Origin of the sequence: Asanoa hainanensis (assembly GCF_900188485.1) — a bacterium.
GTDB lineage: Bacteria > Actinomycetota > Actinomycetes > Mycobacteriales > Micromonosporaceae > Asanoa > Asanoa hainanensis.
In genome coordinates this window covers 102527-121016 of record NZ_FZPH01000005.1, presented here as the reverse complement: position 1 = coordinate 121016, position 18490 = coordinate 102527, and the positions used below count along the sequence as shown (strand labels likewise).

The window sequence follows — 18490 nt, the reverse complement described above, 5'->3', positions numbered from 1 at the left end:
GCGGCCCCGGTGGAAACGGCACCGCCGCCAGGACCATGGGCGGTCCTGGCGGCGGCTGTTCGTACCGCGGGTGCTCTTAGCGGATCGTGATCGTGGCCTTGCGGTAGTTCTTGCCGTTCTTGTCGGGGTCGTAGTTGCCCTCGACGTTGCCGGCGGCGTCGACCGAGAACCAGTGGAACGTGGTCGTCTCGGTCACGTGGAAGATCTGGCCCGGCTCGCGGAACTCCGTCGCCTCGTAGCGGGGCGACTCGAGCGTGGGCCGGCTGCCGTCGGTCGTGTAGTAGATCGTCGCGGGCTCGTTCGTCTCGAAGTGCACGTCGACCGGACGCGTGAACCGGCCACCGTTCGGGACGAGCGTGGACTTCGGGTCCTTCTTGTCCTTGCCCCAGTCCGCGGCCACCCGGAACATCTCCATGAGGCCGTTGGCGTACTCCATCGTCTCGGAGTGGCCGCTCACCAGGTTCGGGTCGCCCTCCCAGACCGGCTGGAACGAGCCGCCCTGCCAGTTGCCGGTGGCCGGGTTGTAGACCGAGCCGCCGACCTCCCAACCGAACGCGAAGATGCCGTACGTGTGGTAGAGGTCCTCACGCACGTTGCCGGCCGACGAGTAGAGCACGTCCGACGAGCCGCCGACGTTCTCCGGGGTGACAACCGTCTCGCGGTACGCCTTCACCTGCGACAGGATGCGACCGGCCGACTGCCAGTAGAACGCCTCGTCGCCCAGCGGCGGGCGCGGCGTCGTGATGCGGCCGTCCGCGATGTAGGCGCCCGGCTGCCAGAACAGCTGGCCGCCGTTGGAGTGCACCGACATCATGAACTTGATGTTCTGGTACTTCTCGACCAGCCAGATGATGTTCTTCGACTCCGGCTCGGACAGCTCCGCCGGACCCTGGTAGGTGCCGCTCGTGCAGCTCGCCGACGCGCCGTCGTAGCCGTCGAAGCCCGACCCGACCCGGTAGTTGCGGTTGAGGTCGACACCCCACGAGTCGCGGCGACCGGGGTCGGCGTCCGCGTCCGGGCAGTGGTTGGTCATGTTCTTCCGCTGCGAGGCGAAGTTGTAGAAGCTGTAGTTCGCCCCGTCCGGGTTGTTGGAGAGGATGAAGAAGACGTCGGTGTTGTTGACGATCTTCTTCGTCTCCTGGTCGGTCCGGTAGTTGCGGACCAGCCGCTCGGCCGCCTCCAGCGAGGCCGTCGCCGGCACCCACTCACGGGCGTGGTCCTGCGCCTGGATCAGGACGCCGGGCTTGCTGCCGTCGCGGTTCTTGCCGATCCGCAGGACCGGGATCGTCTTCGGACCGCGCGGCACCTCGCCCGCGGGCGCGCCGACGCGCTTCTGGTCGAGGGAGTCGGTCAGCCGCACCGGGCTGGCCGTCGCGGCGACGATGCCGGTGCCCGCGTTGGTGCGGTACGGGTGGGCCCGGTCGACGAGGCCCTGCGACTGGGTCTCCAGCGCCGTCGACACCTGCGCGGCCGTGCTGGCCAGTGCCCCGGCGGCGTCCTTGGCGAGCAGGACGCGGATGGCCTTGCCGGTCACCTCGACCCCGAGCGGCAGGTCCGCACCGGGCCGGTCGACGAACTCGACGGTGATGTCGTTGCCGCCCAGGTGACCCCACGCGGCCGAGCTCGCGACGACCGCCGACTGCCCGGTGCCACCGATCGTGGCCTGCGCCTTGCGCTGGTAGCCGTTGGTCCGGTTGGGCAGGTAGATGATGTCGGCGATGTCCGGGTACTGCTGGGCGATCTCCTCCGCACGGGCGTACAGCTGCTGCGGGTGCTTGTAGCCGTCGATGAAGTTGGACTGGTAGCCCGGGCGGTCCGTCAGCGGCGGAGGAGCGTCCTCGAGCCAGTCGGAGACCTTGCCGATGGCGACGCCGCCGGTCGAGCTGGTCACCCGGATCTCGTGCGGACGGGCGTCCAGCTTGAACAGGTTCCGGTGGAACATGTACTCGCCGGAGTCGATGAACCGGCTCATCGTGCGGGGGAAGCCCCAGTTGGTGCCCCGGCCCGAGTCGTTCTCGAGCTGCATGCCGACGACCGGGTCGGCCTGGGCGCCTTCGGTGGTGCGGGCCTCGACGTACAGGAAGCCCTGGCCCTTGGTGGTGAACCAGTCGGCGCGTACGACCCGGACGGTCTCCGCGTGGTTGAGGGTCTGGACGGACCGCGCGGCCGCGGCTGCCGCTATTCCACCGTCGGCGACTTCAGGCCACTCGAAGCCTTCGTTGTCTGCGAGGATCTTGACACCCATCGCCTCGAGCTTGGCGACGTCCGCGGGGGTCGCGAAGGCCTCACCCTCGATGCCGTTGGGCACCCGCTTCAGGCCGTGCTCGATGTCGAACCCGGCATCGTTGACCTTGTCGAGCAGCGCCGCGCCGGACAGCTCGATCTTGACCAGGCGCGCCTCGTCCTGGGCCTGCCCTGCCGCGGTCGTATCCGCACCGGCGGACGGTGATGCGTAAAGGACGCTGCTCGCCAGCAGGGCGGGCAGGGCGAGAAGTGCGATCCGCAGTCGTCTGCGTCGCATACTTCCTCCTTCTTTCTGCACGTGGTGGGGGGTCGAAGAAGGACCTCACCGCGGCACCGTCCAGGTACGACAAAGTCGCCTCGACACAAAGGATCGGGGCTGGCCGCGAGCGAGCTGGGTCCGATCAGCGTATGTGTATCTCTCGCTGCGACGACCACGCACGACGGATCTTGAGTATTACTTGAGCTGCCCGAGCGCCCTGTTCACGCGCCAGAAACGCCCCCGACGGAGCTGGTCGGTCCGAGCGTCCCGGCTCAGCGGCTGAGCGGGGTCGGGGACTCGACGCGCGTGAGCTTTTCCGGGTTGCGGACGTACCAGATGTCGGTGACGCGGCCGTTCTCGATGCCAAGGGCCGCCACTCCGTCGAGCTCGCCGTCCACACGGAACAGCAGCGCCGGGTTGCCGTTGATGACCGTCAGCTCGGTGGTGAGCGTGCCGCCGACCTTGCGCATGCTGCCCACGAAGAACCGGATCGCCTTCTCGGCTCCCACGACCGGGCGCGGTGCGGCGATCTTGATGCCGCCGCCGTCGCTGACCACGACCACGTTCGGGGCGAGCACGGCCATCAGCGCCTGCAGGTCGTTGGTCTCGACCGCGTGCTGGAACGCCTCCAGGGCCGCGCGGCGCTCCACCGGTGACACCTTGGCGCGGGGGCGGCGGGCGTCGACGTGGCGCCGGGCGCGGTGGGCGATCTGGCGTACCGTCGTCGGGCTCTTGTCGACCGCCTCCGCGATCTCGTCGTAGCTGACCTCGAACACCTCGCGCAGCACGAAGACCGCGCGCTCGGTCGGTGACAACGTCTCCAGGACGAGCATCATCGCCATCGACAGGCTCTCGGAGAGCTCGACGTCGTCGGACGCGGCGGTGTGCAGCGGCTCGGGCAGCCACGAACCGACGTACGCCTCCCGGCGCCTCTTCATGGTGCGGATGCGGTTGAGCGACTGGCGGGTGGTGATCCGGATCAGGTACGCGCGCTGGTCGCGTACCTGATCCAGATCGACCTTGACCCAGCGGAGCCAGGTCTCCTGCACTACGTCCTCCGCGTCGGCCGCGGATCCGAGGATCTCGTAGGCGACGGTGAACAGCAGGTTCCGGTGCGCGACGAAGGCATCGGTGGCCGGGTCACTCATCCGCACCCCTCGTCCTCATGCCGGCTGACCGGTGACCTCCGGGGAACCCTTGGCCCGGTCGCGCAGCACCTTGGCGCGCTGGCGGTCCTTGAACCAGAGGTTGAGCTTGCCGGGCCGGCGGGCCTCCTGCGACAGCTGCCAGACGGTGCTCTTGCACACGCCTTCCTTCAGCATCGCCATGCTCCGGCTGCCCAGGATGAACACCCCGGTCACGGTGTCGTCCCTTCGAGCGTACTGGACGACTCCACCGCCCCGGCCCAGGCTGATGCACTGCCCGAACAGCCCGACCTCGAAGCGCGCGGGCTGCTTGCCGGCGATCCGGCTCAGCACCGTCTCCGCGGCCTGCGGGCCGATCTGCATCGCGGACTGGCAGCTCATCCGCACCGGCAGGTTCGACGGCGCCGCCGAGTCTCCCGCCGCGATGATGCGGTCGTCGTCCACGCTGGTGAGGGTCTCGTCGGTGAGCATTCGACCGACGGCGTCCGTGCTCAGCCCGCTGCGGGCGGCCAGGTCCGGCACGCCGAAGCCGGCGGTCCAGATGGTGACGCCGCTGGGCAGGTCGCGGCCGTCGGCGAGCTGGACCGCGTCGCGGGTCACGCCCGTCACCGTCGCGCCCGCGCCTTCGACCAGGGTCACGCCGAGCTTGACGAGCCGGGCGGCGACCGCGCGACGCGTCTTAGGGTGCAGGTACGCCCCGAACACCCGTCCACACACGAGGGTGACGTGCCGGCCCAGCTCCGCCAGCTCGGACGCGGTCTCGATGCCGGTCGACCCGGCGCCGACGACCGTCACCGGGGCCGACGCCGCCGCGCCCGCGAAGACCGGACGCAGGCGTTGCGCGTCCTCCAGGGTGGAGATCGGGTACGCGTACTCCGCGGCACCGGGCACCGTCGGTTCGGCACTTCCGCTGCCCACGGCGTACACGAGGTAGTCGTAGGCGAGAGAGTCCCCGCCCGCCAGCGTCACGGTCCGCGCCGCCGGGTCGATCCGGGTGGCGGTGTCGACGACCAACCGCACGCCGCGGGCCAGGATCTGCTGGTAGTCGACGACCGCGTCGTCCGACCCGCCGACGAGCTGGTGCAGCCGGATCCGTTCGACGAACGCGGGCCGGGGATTGACCAGGGTCACGCGGACGTCGTCGCGCTCCGTCAGCCGGTTCGCCGCCATCACGCCGGCGTATCCGCCGCCGACCACGACGACATCGGTGTACTCAGCCATGTGGCTTCTCCTTCTCCGTCAGGGTGTGACCACGAGACACCGCTCGTTCGGCGGTCTGTGACTTTCAGTGGCCCAGGTCACTAACGCGGCCCGCCCCCGAGAAGGGGACGGGCCGCACGGAGGGGTGGAGGGTCAGCGGAGGCCGACGGCGCGGATGATCGTCTGGGTGACGGAGTTGCCGGTGGTGTCGGTGGCGCTGACCCGGAGGGAGGCGAACTGCGCCTTCTTCGGAGCGTTCCAGCGGTACGAGCCGTGGTGGCCCACGGAGAGCCGGGTCCAGGTCCGGCCGTCGTCGTAGGAGACCTCGACCCGGGGTGGGCGGGGCGTGCCACCGCCGCCGACCGACACCGGTGTCAGGCCGACGGAGACCGGGGCACGCGTCTCGGCGGTGACACCGAACGTCGAGTCGCGGCCCACGAACCCGTCGGAGGACGGGTCGACGGCGTAGCCGAGCTGCAGCAGCGGAAGCAGCTCCCGTTGGCCGGGGACCTTCGGGGCGGCCGAGGTGAAGGTCCAGGTCGTCGCGGTCGAGGAGGAGTAGGGGCTGAGGGCCGCATCCCGCTGGTTCGTGACGACGAGGCGGTACGGCAGCTTCCCGGAGCTGGGGGCCTTGGGATAGAAGGTGAGCCCGTTGTCGGACCGGCCGAGCTGGGTGTCGCCCTGGTAGAGCGTCACGGTCTGGCTCGCGTGCTGCTGGTCCGAGAGCGCGCCGACGTGGTCCGCGTTGCCGTACCCCGGGAAGTCGATCCGCATCTCGTCGTCCGTACGCGTGGGGCCGAGGTAGTTGTTGTTGAGGTACGGCCGCTGGATGGGCGTGAACCACTTGTCGCTCGACACGGAGCCGGCTTTGTAGGTCCGCCGGACGCCGTACTGGCCCAACTGCCCGTCGTAGACCTCGTGACCCCAGCGGTTCGCGCCGTCGGTGGTCACCCAGTCCGTGCGGCGCCCGCTGGCCGCCATGTCGACGTAGTTCCCGATGCCCCATTCCGTGTACGCCGGGAAGTCGTACCGCCATTCCTGACCGGAGCCGCCGGGCACGAGGCCGGCGAACGTCTGGTCGATGCGCGCGAGGTTCTTGCCGGACGCCTGCACGACCATGTTCCTGGGCACCTCGTTGTGCCAGGTGTGCGCGAGGTCGTAGAGGTAGGCCGGCGCCGGGTGTGACTCCACGCGCGCCGTCGCGTCGCGCCGCCGGGCCTGGGCGATCAGCTTCTCGCCCTCGTCGAGGCCCACGAGCGCCACGTCGAGCGCGTCCGTCCCGAACCACAGGCTCTCCCGGCCGGGCCGGTCGTTGGCCACGAGCAGCAGCTTGGCGCCCGCGTCGACCGCCGCCTGGGCGAGCACGTCCGGGGTCACCTCGTCGCTGCGCCGCACGACGACCGCCTTGCCCCGCGCCTTGATGCCCGCGTAGTCCGCCGGCGCACCGGCACCCGCGAAGACCAGCGGCAGGGTCCGGGTGCCCTCGGGGAGGGCGGCGACGGCCCGCTGCCGCGCGAGGTCGGTGTAGTCGGTGCCGCGGACGGACACCGCCAGCCCCGGCTGTTCCTTGCGCCACCGCGCACCGACCACGAAGTCGCCGTGCGTCACCTTGCCCTGCGGCTGGATCCACAGGCTGTCGACGGACATGCTGGCGAGCACGAAGTCGTGCATGCGGCCGTCCTCGTGGAGCATCCGCGAGTATTCGAGCCGCTGGTAGGTCGGGGTGCTGCGCTGCGGGGTGGTCTCGTCGACCAGCCGGACCTTGGCCGCGTCGAGGGTGACCGTCCGGTCGCCGTCGAGGGTGAAGTCGGGATCGCCGAGCAGCGCCAGCCCCATCGAGTTCGGGCCGTGCCGGCCGGGCACGGCCACGAAGCCGAGCGCCGAGTACTGGTCGTCCGGCGTGTAGAAGCTCGCCGAGCCGTCGATGGCGAGCAGGATCGGGTTCGGGTCGCCGGCCCGCAGCGCGATGACGAACGCCCACGCGGGTTGGCCCTTCGCGTCCTTGACGTCGATGGTCAGGCGGTGGGCCAGCGCGCCGACCGACACGGCGGTGTGTGCGGCGAGCGTGCCGTCGGGCCCGGTGGCCAGGATCTGGGCGCTGACGCCCACGGACCCGCGCGGCGCGTTCGTCGGGTCGATGGTCACGGTCGCGGTGGCGGTGCCGTGCGCGGGCACGGTGACTTTGCCGGTCGAGAGCTTGAACATCCCCGGTGGAGCGCCGGGGATCGACAGGGTGAGGGTCACGGGCGTCCCACCGAGATTGGTGTACGTCACCGGACGGTTGACCGGACCGGACGCGTCCTGCCCGGCGGAGGCGGTGGCCGTGGCGAAGACCCCGGCCCGGGCGGCGTTCGCCACGTCCACGCGGCCGCTGCCGGCCTGGAACGCGGTGTAGTCCGGCGTCTGCTTTGTGGTGCTGGTCAGCAGGTCCTTGAGCTGGGCGCCGGTGAGCTCGGGGTGCTTGGCGGCGAGCAGCGCGGCGGCGCCGACCACGTGCGGCGTGGCCATCGACGTGCCGCTCATCGTCAGGTAGGGGCCTTCCCCTTCGGACGTGTACTGCGACCGCGCGGCCAGGATGTCGACGCCAGGGGCGGTGACCTCCGGCTTCAGCGCGCCGTCGCCGACCCGCGGACCCTGGCTGGAGAACTCGGCGAGGCGGTCACCGCTGTCGACCGCGCCCACGGTGAGGGCGGCGTCGGCGGCACCGGGCGAGCTGACCGTGCCGGAGCCGGAGGTGTTGCCGGCCGCGATCACGAACAGCGCACCGGTCTGCGCGCTGAGCCGGTTGACGGCCTGCGACATCGGGTCCATGCCGTCGGACGGCTCCTGCGTACCCAGGCTCATGTTGATGATCTTGGCGTGCTGGTCGACCGCCGCCCACTCCATGCCCGCGAGGACCTGGGAGTCGGTGCCGGAACCGGAGTCGGCCAGCACCTTTCCGATGTGCAGTCGCGCCCCCGGCGCGACACCCTTCTCCGTGCCGCCCGACGCCGCGCCCGTGCCGGCGATGGTGGAGGCGACGTGGGTGCCGTGGCCGCGGACGTCCTTGACGTCCTCGCCGGGGATGAAGCTGCGGGTCTCGACGATGCGTCCCGCGAGGTCGGGGTGGCCCTCGTCCACGCCCGTGTCCAGCACCGCGACGTCGACACCCTGCCCGGTGTCGCCGCCGGCCCAGACCTCGGGCGCGCCGATCTGCGCGACCGACTCGGCCAGGTCCGGGTAGACCTTGCCGTCGAGCCAGATCTGCTCGATGCCGTTGGCGAACGCCGCCGTGGAGCTGGCGCTGCCCTTGAACGACGGCGTCCCGGCCGTCGCCGCCGCCCAGAAGTCGCGTGCCCGCGCGTGGTCCGTCGTGACGGCGGCGCCGTCGACGCTCGCCAGCGGCTGGACCAGCGTGGCGCCCGGCAGTGCGGCGTTCGCGCGGAACCCGGCCGATCCGCCGGCGTACGAGACGATCAGCGGCAGGTCGTCGCGGTGCGCGTCGTCGTACCCGGCGGCGATCAGGTCCGTGACGTTGAAGAGCCGGCGGTCCAGCACGCCCTTGCCGAGGTACGGCGCGGCCGCGGTCGGGAAGACGTAGACGTCACCGGCCGACTCCAGGATCCGCACGTCGGCGGGTCCGCCGTCCGGTCCCTTGACGGAGATCGTCCCTCCGCTGTCACCGGGGTCACCGGTCGCGTTCACCGTGACGACATCCCCGGTGATCAGAGTGAGGGTGTGGGTCGCGCGGCCTGAGCCGCCCGCTGCGGCCGACACCGGATCGGCGACCATAATGGAGCTGAGCGACGACGCGAGGCACGCGGCTGTCGCGACGGCCATGGCCCGACGTGTGCGTGAGGTTCTCAACGGCGGGGTTCCTTTCTGCGCAGGAGCTGGCCGAACACTGTCAGCCGTCGATCCCCGTCACAAGATCCGGATGTGGCTGCTTCCTGCCAGCTGGCACAATCTGGACCCATGGAGCTCGGGGTCCTGGGGTTGTCCGACGACGAGGAGCGGGTCTACGAGGCACTGGTCGCCCTGCCCGGCTCGACCGTCGCCGCCCTCGCCGACCACCTCTCGACCCCGTCGGACCCACTGGCCCGGACCCTCTCCGCCCTGACCGACAAACACCTCGTGGCCGGCAGCGGCAGCCCGACCCGCTACCTGGCGGCACCGCCGGACATCGCGATCAACCAGCTCGTTCTGCAGAGGGAGCGCGAGCTCAGCGCCGCGCGGGCCAAGGTGCACGCGTTGTCGGAGATCCACCGCAGCGCGCACCGGACGAGCCCGGAGCTGGTCATCGAGCAGCTGACGGACCGGCAGACGATAGCGGCGGCGGTCGCCCACCTGGAGTCGGAGGCGCTCCACCAGGTCCGCGTGTTCGACACACCGCCCTACTACGAGGTGCCCGGCGGCGCGGGCGCGGCCCGGAACACCGAGGCACAGATCGCCCGCCACAAGAACGACGGCGTCGCGCACCGCGTCATCTACAGCCTCGACGCCCTGACCTGGCCGCAGAAACTGGAGACCGACATCCTGCCGGCGGTACGCGGCGGCGAGGAGGCGCGCACCCGACGGACCCTGCCGATCAAACTGATCATCCGCGACGACCAGGACGCCCTGATCCCGTTCGACCTGAGCCGCAGCGGCCTCCAGGTCGCGTACCTCGTCCGGCGGTCGCCGTTGCTGACGGCGCTGGAGGCGTTGTTCGAGGGCGAGTGGGCCCAGGCGGCGCCGCTCGACGTGGCGCCGACCGGCCGCACCAAGCCGGACGAGGAGACCCGGTCACTGCTCGCGCTGATGATGGCGGGCCTGACCGACACAGCCATCGCGCGCGTCAACGGCTGGAGCACGCGCACGACGTACCGCCGACTCCAGGCGCTGATGACCGAACTGGGCGCATCGAGCCGCTTCCAGGCAGGCAGCCTGGCCGAACGCCGCGGTTGGCTCTGAGCGCAACGGCCGGGCGGCGAGCACGTGGATCTCGACGATGGGGGCCATCGCGACATGATCCCGGGTGGGCGCGCCGCCACGCCATGTTCATCGGGTCATCTTGTTCATGATCAAAAACATTCGTGAGGCCCTGTTGGGCTGGGTTCGATCGCCGGGGCCGCCGTCTCGGCGTCGTGTCTGAACCCTGAAGGGGGCATCCGTGGCCGTGGCGCATGTGGACCGGTCAGTGAGGGAGACGGTTGTCGGTGTGCTGGGCGGTCCGTTGACCCGCCGGCCGAACCCGGCCGGTGAGTCGACGCTCGGCGACGTGGTCGCCGACGCCTTGCAGACCGGTGCCAAGCCGTTCGACCTCAACGTGGCAACGCTCGTCGACCCCGCCGACCTGCGCGCCGACCTGGGCAGGAAGCATCCGGAGGTGACCGTCGGCGACGCGCTCGACGCGCTGCCGATGGACCTCGGCTCCAGCGTCGTGCGGCTCACCGGCGCCGAGCTCCACCAGGCGCTGGAGGCCCAGTTCGCCAAGCACGGCAGCGTGCTGCAGGTGTCCAGTCAGCTCGCGTACCAGTGGCGGGCCAAGCCTTTGAACGGCCTGCACGTCGACCCGGCCACCATCACGATCGGCGGCAAGGTCGTCGACCCCGCCGCCGGCTATGTGATCGCCGTCAGCGACGGGCTGCGCGACCGGGCCGACAAGCACGGCAAGGTCCGCAAGGGCAGCAACCCCGTCATCGCGGCCGCGCCGCTGATCGTCAAGGGGGTCACCGGCGTCGGTGGTGCGCACCCCGGGCCGCTGTTCGACAACCTGGCCGCCTACCTGGCGACCCGCAACCCGTTGCCCGTACCCGTGCTGAACCGCATCACCCTCGTCTCGCGCTGAGCGCGCCTGCCCCAGGAAGGACAAGGCCATGTGCAAGGAAAGTCCCGCGCTCAGCCGCCGCGCGTTGCTCGTCGGCGGAGGTGCCGCGGTGGCGGCGACCGCGTTCGGACCGGTGGTGCCGGCGTACGCCCACGACAAGCGGAAGCTGCGCCTGCATGTCCTCTCGGACGTGCACATCAGCGACCTCTACCCGGTCGCCATGTCGGACATGCGCGACTCCCTGGCCGACCTCGACGACGCGGCCCCGAAGGCGGACGCGCTCGTCATCATCGGTGACCTGACCGAGCTCGGGAAGCAGCACCACTACCCGCTGCTCGACCTGACGCTGAAGACGAGCGTCCGTCCGCCGCGGACGTACCTCGCGATCGGCAACCACGAGTACCACGGGAACGAGCCGGTCGACCTGATGCGGCAGCGGTTCCTCGACTACGCCGGGCGCGACAGCGTGTACTACGCGACGAGCCTGAAGGGGATCCCGTTCGTCTTCCTCGGCTCCGAGGGCATCCCGACCGGCGAGACCAGCGGTGGCACGGTGACCGCCCTGCTCAGCGACGCGCAGCTGGACTGGTTCGAGCGGACGTTGAAGACCGTGGCCCGCCCGGACCGGCCGACGTTCGTCTTCCTGCACCAGCCGCCGGAGATCACCACGCAGCGCGACCGGCTCGCGGCGATCCTGAGAAGCGCGCCGAACGTGGTGTTCTTCTACGGTCACCTGCACACCGACCTCAACTGGTTCGCCGCCGGGCCGGACCCGTCGCTGCTCGGCAACGACGAGGGCTACTGGCGCGTGCAGGCGCCGGCCACCACCTACATCAACCAGAAGACCCGCGACGCGAACGGCACCGTCGGCACCCTCTTCCAGGCCGACTGGAAGCAGGGCCTGGTGGTGGACGTCTACGACGACTCCGTGGTGGTCCGGGGCCGCGACACGTACCAGCGGGAGTGGATCGAGACCTTCCAGGTGGCCATCCCAGTGGCCAGGCGCTGAACCGGTCAGGCCGTTCCCGTGTCCGGCGGCACCACACGCCGGACACGGGAACGCCGCCGGGGCTCGGTGAGGTGCGCCTGGTACGCGACCGCGATCGTCACCCCGTGCGCCGGGCGGTCCGAAACGATCACCGGGTCGCCGGCGCAGATCGCACCAGGTTCGAGCACACGGAGGTACGCCCCGGGTCGCAGCGACCGGGCGAAGGTCTTGGCCCAGCGGGGCTCGCCCATCGCGCGCTGGAAGGCGAGGTCCGGGATGCGGCCAAATGTTGGCTCCAGGAGCAGGTGCGGGCCGACGCGCCACCGCTCGCCGATGACCGCGCCGTTGACGTCGACCTCCTCGGTGGTCAGGTGCTCGCCGAAGAGCCCGTCGGCCAACTTGCGACTCAGCCGCGCCTGCCACCAGTCGTAGTCCTCCCGGGCGTAAGCGTAGACGGGCCCCGGCGCGTGGATGGTCACGAGGCCCGAGGCGCCGCCGTCGACCGAGAGAATCCGACCCACGCCGGCAACGTAACCGCCCTCGACCGCCGTACGCGCGCGATTCATCTCGGCAGTCCGTACGTCGCGACGTACCAGAGCGCGCTGCTGGCGGTGGCGCCGACCACGGTGGCCAGCAGCAGGCCGGCGACCGCCGCGAGGGCCCAGCCGGGCAACCGTCGACTGTGGACCGTGAGGACCTTGGCCACGAACGCGCCGTAGACCATGCTGCCGAGGATGCTGTGCGTGAGGACGCGGGCGTCGTACGACTGGAAGCCCAACGCCCACAGGCACGCGGCCGCCACCGGCAGGCTCACCAGGAACGCCAGATAACCGCTGGTGCGGTGCAGCGGGCCCAGCCACGGCCGGGGGCGCGCGCCGAGCTTGCCGTACATCCACAGGGCGGTGCAGAGCTGGACCGCGGCCAGCAGGAGGACTCCTAGGCTGAACCAGACCTTCATCGCGTAGATGGACGGGAACGGTCGCTGCCACGGGACCTCGCCGGCGGGCTCGTGCACGCTGCCGAAAACCCCGAGCGCGACCGAGACGGCGGCACCGATCAGGAGCGGGACCAGGACGAGCGACGGCCGGGTACGCGGGGGAGCTACGGACACCGCCTCAGTATCTGCCGATCAACCCCCAAATCCGGATGAATCACCAGGGTACGAACTGGTCACACTTTTGGATCGTCCATTAATTGGACCAATGCGCTACAGTCACGTCATGATCTGGACCGCCGCGTTCCGCACCGGGGTGATGGACCCCCACGAAGAGCTGCATTTCGGTGAGCCGCGCGGCTTCGCCGACCAGACCGTGCGTCAGGTGCTGCACCTGGCCGGTGGCGGAGAAGCCTTCCGCGTACGCCTGACGAACCGCTTCGGTCGCACTCCGCTGACCGTCGGTGCCGCGACCGCCGCCGACGCGAAGCTCACCTTCGGCGGCGCCGGCCAGGTCGTCGTCCCGCCGGGTGAGGAGGTCGCCTCCGACCCGGTCGAGGTGCCCGTCACCGCCGGCGGCGACCTCAGAGTCGACCTCTACTTCCCGGAGCGGACAGATCTGGTCACCTACTCCCACCGACCGGCCGAGCTCGCGCGGATCATCGACAACGATGGCCGGATCGAGGCGGTGGAAGGCAGGTACGTCGTTTCCGGCGTCGACGTCCCCGCCCCGGCGGACACCATGATCGCCGCGGCCTTCGGCGACTCGTGGTTCGAAGGGGTGGGCACGACGCGCGGCGCGAACCACCGTTCCGTCGACTTCCTCAACCGGCGTCTCGCCAGCGGCTGGGTCGTCAACCTCGGCATCGCCGGCAACCGCCTGCTGCGCGACGGCGTCGGCGACCACGCCCTCGCGCGGTTCGACCGCGAGGTGCTCCCGATACCGGCGTTGACCCACGTGCTGGTGAACCTCGGCATCAACGACCTGGTCCTGCCGGGCATGCTGGGTGAGCCGCCCGCGAGCGCGGATGACCTGGTTGCCGGCTTCACCGCGCTGGCAGACAAGGCACACCGGGCCGGCCTGCGGATCGTCGTCGCCACCATCGGACCGTTCGGCGCGGCCGTCGACGTGCGCCGTCAGGTCAACGACTGGATCCGCACGGCCGGCGTCTTCGACGGCGTCGCCGACGTGGCCCACGCGGTCGCGGACCCCCGTCGTCCCGACCACATCAGGCGCGATTTCGACTCCGGCGACGGCATGCACCTCAACGATCTCGGTGCCCAAGCCATGGCCGACTCCTTCGACCTGCGGGATCTCACGCTATGAGGTGCCCGCCGCGCGGGACAGCAACGCGCGGCGGCTGCGGGTTCCCGTCTTGTCGAAGATGGATTTCAGGTGGTCCTGCACGGTGTTCTCGCTGAGGAACATCCGGGCCGCGATGGTACGGGTGTCCGCGCCGGTGCTCAGGTGCCGCAGCAGCTCGGACTCCCGTGCGGCGAGCCCACAGGCCCGGGCGAGCGGCGGCTGCCCGTCGACCCCGTTCTCGACGGCGACGAGCTGCGCGGCGACGTTGTAGGCGGCGGCCGGCACCGGTTCCCCCTCGCCGTCCGGCAGCAGCCGCGCCAGGTAGTCGGCCGTCCGTGGCGTCTGGCCGAGCACCCGCAGCCCGGCGTCGAGCAGCAGCATCACCGGGCCGGGTTCGCGTGTGCCGCTCGGGTCCCCGGCCTGGAAGCAGTCGGCGACGCACCGTCGCAGCTCGGGCGTGAGCAGCGCCGCGAGCTCGTCCAGGAACGCCAGCTCGAAGCCGGCGAACGTGCCGCCGAGCCGCCACAGGTCCAGGAACGCCCAGCAGCCGTAGCGGTCCCGGAACACCACCGATGCGACGTCGGTGACGCCGTGGGCGTGCAGCAGTTCCCGCCACACCAGGCTCGCCGCGGGCGTTTCTAGGCGGGCGGCCCCGGTCAGGGTGGTCCACCGGTTGACCTCGGTCAGGTACTTGAGCTGGATGAGCCGCGGCAGCTCGGGCATCAGCGCCGGCGGCACCGAGGCCAGCGGCGCCACCCCGACGGAGGTCTCGGGGTCGGTCAGCGGCCAGACGGCGGCGTCGAAGGGCACGACCCGGCCGAGCTCGGCCAGCGCGGCCGAGCGCAGCGCGCGTGACTCGGGCGCGGCGCCGGCGATTCGCCCCAACCGGTCGAGAGCCGCCGCAAGCGTCACGGGCCAACGGTAACCACCCAGATATCTGGGATATCTCCGTCGACACGGCAGAAATAGCGTCAGGGCATGCCGACAACGCTGCGGATCGAGCACCCGATCACCGACTACCAGACCTGGCGAGGCGCGTTCGACTCGTTCGCCGCGGCCCGCGAGCAGGCCGGAGTCCAACAGCACCGTGTCCTGCTTCCGGTCGACGACGAGCGGTACGTCACCGTCGACCTCGACTTCGCCACGGTCGAGGCGGCCCAGCGGTTCCTCGCGTTCCTCCAGACCACGGTGTGGTCCGACCCCGACCGCGCGCCCGCCCTGGTCGGCGCACCCCGTACCCGGATCCTCAGCTCGCCCTGAACCCGCGTTTCGTGGCCCCGCGGAAGCGGTGGACCTCCTGTGGCCAGCCGCAGGCCGTCGCGATCCGGCCCGCCCACAGCCGGGCCGTCTCCTCGTCGGGCACGTCGACGACGGCGAAGCCGCCGAGGTGCTCCTTGGACTCGACGAACGGGCCGTCGGTGAACAGCGGCGTGCCGCTGGACGGGTCGACGCTGAACACGGGGGCCTCGTCGTCGAGGCCGCCGGTGACGACCAGCACCCCGGCCTCCCGCATCTCGTCGACCAGCGCGCTGACCGTGCGGGCCTTCTCCTGGATCTGCTCGACCGTGTGGTCCGGCACCCACTCGTCGTTGAAGGCGATGAGGTACTCAGGCATGTCGGCTCCTTTTCTTCGGCTGATGACTCCACGAACGGCGGGGACCCGATCGGACAGCACCTCACGAGATATTTGTCCGCTACCGTGTCCGACGTGACGGCCCAGACCACGGAAGGGCACCACCACCCAGGTGCCCCCACCGGGGAGAGTGAACCACCGCCCGAGCGCCCTCGGCGCGTCTTCGGCGACCGCATCGGGTCGGTCGAGGTGCTCACCGCCGTGCTGGTGCTGCTCGTCGTGTTCCGCGGCCCGGTGTCCGGTGCCATCTCCAGCCCGCGGCTGCAGACCTGGACCACCGTGTTCGTGTCCGTGATGGTGCAGGCGGTGCCGTTCCTGGTGTTCGGCGTCGTGCTCTCCGCGGTGATCGCGGTGTTCGTGCCGCCCTCGTTCTGGGCCAAGGCCCTCCCGAGGCATCCCGCGCTGGCCGTGCCGGTGGCGTCCGTGGCCGGCGTGGTGCTGCCCGGCTGTGAGTGCGGGTCCGTGCCGATCGCCGGGTCGCTGATCCGGCGCGGCGTCACACCCGCCGCCGCGCTCGCGTTCCTGCTGGCCGCGCCGGCGATCAACCCGATCGTGCTGACCGCCACCGCGGTCGCGTTCCCGAACAACCCCGAGATGGTCGTCGCGCGTGGCGCCGCGAGCCTGGTCGTCGCGATGGTCATGGGCTGGCTCTGGCTGCGCCTCGGCAAGGCCGAGTGGATCCGGCTGCCGCGCCGCCACGACGAGGGCCTCGGCAAGCTGACCGCGTTCTGGGCGGCGGTGCGGCACGACGTGATCCACGCGGGCGGCTTCCTGGTCGTCGGCGCGATGGCCGCCGCCACGATCAACGTGGTGGTGCCGGAGCGGTGGCTGCTCACCCTCGCCGACAACCCGGTGCTGTCGGTCCTCGCGCTGGCGGTCCTGGCCGTGGTCCTGTCGATCTGCTCGGAGGCCGACGCGTTCGTCGCCGCGTCCCTGTCGCAGTTCTCGCTGACCTCGCGGCTGGTGTTCCTGGTGGTCGGCCCGATGGTCGACCTCAAGCTGATCTCCATGCAGACCGGCGTGTTCGGCCGGCGGTTCGCGACCCGGTTCTCGCCGGCCACGTTCATGGTCGCGGTGCTCGTCGCGGTCGGAGTGGGAGCGGTGATCCTGTGAACCGGCAAGCGCAAGGCGTCGTGCTGCTGCTCCTCGGCGGGGCGGTGCTCAAGGCCAGCCTGACCGACGTCTTCCTGCGGTACGTCAAGGAAGGCCTCCAGCCGTTCCTGATCGCGGCCGGCGCGGTGCTGGTCGTCGCCGCGGTCATGACCCTCGTCCACGACCTGCGCCAGCAGCTCGGAAAAGGACAGGCCAGGGACAGCGCCGACGACGGCCACGGGCACGACCACGACGGGCACGGGCCCGCCGTCGGATGGCTGCTCGTCCTGCCCGTCATCGGCCTGCTGCTCGTGGCGCCGCCGGCGCTGGGCTCGTTCGCGGCCGGCCAGGCCGGGACGGCGCTGTCGAGCCAGGCGATCTCCGACTACCCGCCCCTGCCGCCGGGCGACCCCGCCGAGATCAGCGTGCTGGAGTACGCGTCCCGCGCGGTCTACGACAACGGCACCTCGATCGGCGACCGCACGGTCAAGATGACCGGGTTCGTCAGCCCCGGTGCCGCCGGCGAGCTCATGCTCACGCGCATGATCCTGTCGTGCTGCGCGGCCGACGGCCGGCCGATCAAACTCGGCATGACCGGCGGCGCCCCCGTCGACCTGCCCGCGGACACCTGGATCGAGGTCACCGGGAAATACTCCGCCAAGGTCGGCACGGACGCGGTCAACGGAGAACAGATCCCGTACGTCGACGTGCAGACATGGGTACGGATCGACCCGCCGCGCAACCAGTACCAGTGACGACTACGCCAACGTCCGCAGGTCCAGGGCCGTCCACGACACCCGGTCCTCGAAACCGCTCGACCACCAGAGGAAACCGCCCCGGCACAGCACGCTGACCGCGTCGGCGGCGACCGTGACGGTCGTGCCCCGGGCGATGTCGTAGAGCGACAACGGGCGCCCCTGGAAGGTCGCCGACGCCGGGTCGAGGCCGGTCAGCACCTCGAAGCGGTCGAGGACGGCGACGTCGGTCAGCGGGAGACCCACGTCGGGGCCCGCCATCCTGCGGCGTTGCGTGCCGTCCACCCGCACCAGGTCGACCCGCCCGCCGCCGTTGTCGTCGTCCAGGATGATCGACCGGCACCACGTGGCGCCGCAGGACGGGAAGTCGGCCATGCCCGCCACGAACTCCCGGGTCTCGTGGCGCACGCGGTCCAGCAGCCGCACCCGGCCCCCGGCGACCGCGTCGATGCTGTCGACCAGCCACGGCCACGCGACCGGCGACCACATCCCGGGCACCGTCGTGGTGCGCGGGTCGCCGCCGTCGAGGACCACCGAGCGCAGCTCCGTCGACGGATCCGGGTCAGGACCGGGCACCGTCCAGTGCAGGCGGCCGTCGGCGATGGCCAGCTCGTATGCCGAGTCCGTCTGCCGCACGTCGCCGGCGTCCGCCACGATGCGGCGCGGTGCGCCTGCCGCGTCGGTGCCGATGACCCACATCGACGTCGTACGCCGGCCCTCCGCGTCTTCCGCCGACTCCGCCCAGGCCACCCAGCCCTGACCCGCGACGAAGCCGAAGAACTGCGGAGCGCTGTCGGCCGGCAGCCGCCGCAGCTCACGGGCGGGCTCGGCACCACGCACGACCACCAGCCGGATCACCAGGCCGTCGGCGCTGACCGCCTGGCCGATGGAGGTGTCGGCGGCCAGGAAGAACCCCGGCGTGTACGTCTCTCCGCCGGCCAGCGAACCCGACACCGAACCGCGGACCGCCTGCGGCCACACCGACCCGACACCGGCGGGCGCGGCGGCGTCCAGGGGTCGGTCGGGGGAGAGCGACAGCAGCCAGACCACCGCCACCAGGGCGGCGAACAACCCGGTCCAGCGCACCGGGCGACGACCCGTCGAGCCGTCAGCGACCACGCCGTGTCTCCCGTCCGTCGACGACGA

15 protein-coding genes and 1 pseudogene are annotated in these 18490 nt (G+C 71.1%); 7 read left to right on the top strand and 9 right to left on the bottom strand.

The features are described 5' to 3' along the window. Window positions 1-76: 76 nt before the first annotated feature. From CHC05_RS14540 to CHC05_RS14525, 4 genes are all read right to left on the bottom strand, one after another. The gene (locus tag CHC05_RS14540) at window positions 77-2521 is read right to left on the bottom strand and encodes a M14 family metallopeptidase (protein ID WP_089248920.1); all 2445 of its coding nucleotides are present in this window, start codon (window positions 2519-2521) and stop codon (window positions 77-79) included. Between the two features lie 254 nt (window positions 2522-2775). After that, a complete protein-coding gene (locus tag CHC05_RS14535) occupies window positions 2776-3651 on the bottom strand; it encodes an RNA polymerase sigma-70 factor (RefSeq protein WP_089248918.1) in 876 nt (291 codons plus the stop codon). A 15-nt stretch (window positions 3652-3666) separates the two neighbouring features. Then, window positions 3667-4869, bottom strand: coding sequence for an NAD(P)/FAD-dependent oxidoreductase (locus CHC05_RS14530; RefSeq protein WP_089248916.1), 1203 nt, complete (start codon window positions 4867-4869; stop codon window positions 3667-3669). A gap of 132 nt (window positions 4870-5001) precedes the next feature. Further along, window positions 5002-8667, bottom strand: a complete 3666-nt coding sequence (locus CHC05_RS14525) for a S8 family serine peptidase (protein WP_218824545.1) — start codon at window positions 8665-8667, stop codon at window positions 5002-5004. A gap of 135 nt (window positions 8668-8802) precedes the next feature. On the opposite strand from CHC05_RS14525, the gene CHC05_RS14520 reads away from it, so the two are divergent. The 3 genes from CHC05_RS14520 to CHC05_RS14510 all read left to right on the top strand — a co-directional run bounded on the left by CHC05_RS14520 (window position 8803) and on the right by CHC05_RS14510 (window position 11645). Continuing rightward, window positions 8803-9780: a helix-turn-helix domain-containing protein gene (locus CHC05_RS14520; protein ID WP_089248912.1), complete on the top strand. Its 978-nt coding sequence runs from the start codon at window positions 8803-8805 to the stop codon at window positions 9778-9780. 226 nt (window positions 9781-10006) lie between these two features. After that, window positions 10007-10657 carry a 5'-nucleotidase C-terminal domain-containing protein gene (locus tag CHC05_RS14515; RefSeq protein ID WP_179266187.1) on the top strand — a complete coding sequence of 217 codons (651 nt, stop codon included), beginning with the start codon at window positions 10007-10009 and terminating at the stop codon, window positions 10655-10657. Between the two features lie 28 nt (window positions 10658-10685). Next, a complete protein-coding gene (locus CHC05_RS14510; protein WP_089248908.1) occupies window positions 10686-11645 on the top strand; it encodes a metallophosphoesterase family protein in 960 nt (319 codons plus the stop codon). 59 nt (window positions 11646-11704) lie between these two features. On the opposite strand, the pseudogene CHC05_RS14505 reads toward CHC05_RS14510, so the two are convergent. Together CHC05_RS14505 and CHC05_RS14500 are read right to left on the bottom strand one after the other, a co-directional pair. Then, a pseudogene (locus CHC05_RS14505) lies at window positions 11705-12109 on the bottom strand (MOSC domain-containing protein); the annotation flags it as partial. Window positions 12110-12186: 77 nt separating this feature from the next. Beyond that, the gene (locus CHC05_RS14500; protein ID WP_089248904.1) at window positions 12187-12735 is read right to left on the bottom strand and encodes a DUF6529 family protein; all 549 of its coding nucleotides are present in this window, start codon (window positions 12733-12735) and stop codon (window positions 12187-12189) included. A gap of 109 nt (window positions 12736-12844) precedes the next feature. Here CHC05_RS14500 and CHC05_RS14495 point away from each other — a divergent pair, with 109 nt between their 5' ends. After that, entirely contained in the window at window positions 12845-13885 is a 1041-nt protein-coding gene (locus tag CHC05_RS14495) for a GDSL-type esterase/lipase family protein (protein WP_089248902.1), read from the top strand. Here the strand turns inward: CHC05_RS14495 and CHC05_RS14490 are convergent. Beyond that, entirely contained in the window at window positions 13880-14776 is an 897-nt protein-coding gene (locus tag CHC05_RS14490; RefSeq protein WP_218824544.1) for a helix-turn-helix transcriptional regulator, read from the bottom strand. The genes CHC05_RS14495 and CHC05_RS14490 overlap by 6 nt on opposite strands. Before the next feature lie 66 nt (window positions 14777-14842). On the opposite strand from CHC05_RS14490, the gene CHC05_RS14485 reads away from it, so the two are divergent. Next, a complete protein-coding gene (locus CHC05_RS14485; RefSeq protein ID WP_089248900.1) occupies window positions 14843-15124 on the top strand; it encodes a hypothetical protein in 282 nt (93 codons plus the stop codon). Here CHC05_RS14485 and CHC05_RS14480 read toward each other — a convergent pair. Beyond that, window positions 15111-15479 carry a YciI family protein gene (locus tag CHC05_RS14480; protein ID WP_089248898.1) on the bottom strand — a complete coding sequence of 123 codons (369 nt, stop codon included), beginning with the start codon at window positions 15477-15479 and terminating at the stop codon, window positions 15111-15113. The two genes, CHC05_RS14485 and CHC05_RS14480, sit on opposite strands and share 14 nt — an antisense overlap. A gap of 93 nt (window positions 15480-15572) precedes the next feature. On the opposite strand from CHC05_RS14480, the gene CHC05_RS14475 reads away from it, so the two are divergent. After that, complete coding sequence (locus CHC05_RS14475) at window positions 15573-16610, top strand: permease (protein WP_179266186.1); 1038 nt, start codon at window positions 15573-15575, stop codon at window positions 16608-16610. Then, entirely contained in the window at window positions 16607-17344 is a 738-nt protein-coding gene (locus CHC05_RS14470) for a TIGR03943 family putative permease subunit (protein WP_089248894.1), read from the top strand. Before CHC05_RS14475 ends, CHC05_RS14470 begins: the two co-directional genes overlap by 4 nt. Before the next feature lie 3 nt (window positions 17345-17347). On the opposite strand, the gene CHC05_RS14465 is transcribed toward CHC05_RS14470, so the two are convergent. Then, on the bottom strand, window positions 17348-18463 hold the full coding sequence (locus CHC05_RS14465; protein ID WP_144022594.1) for a hypothetical protein: 1116 nt from the start codon (window positions 18461-18463) through the stop codon (window positions 17348-17350). Between the last annotated feature and the right edge of the window lie 27 nt (window positions 18464-18490).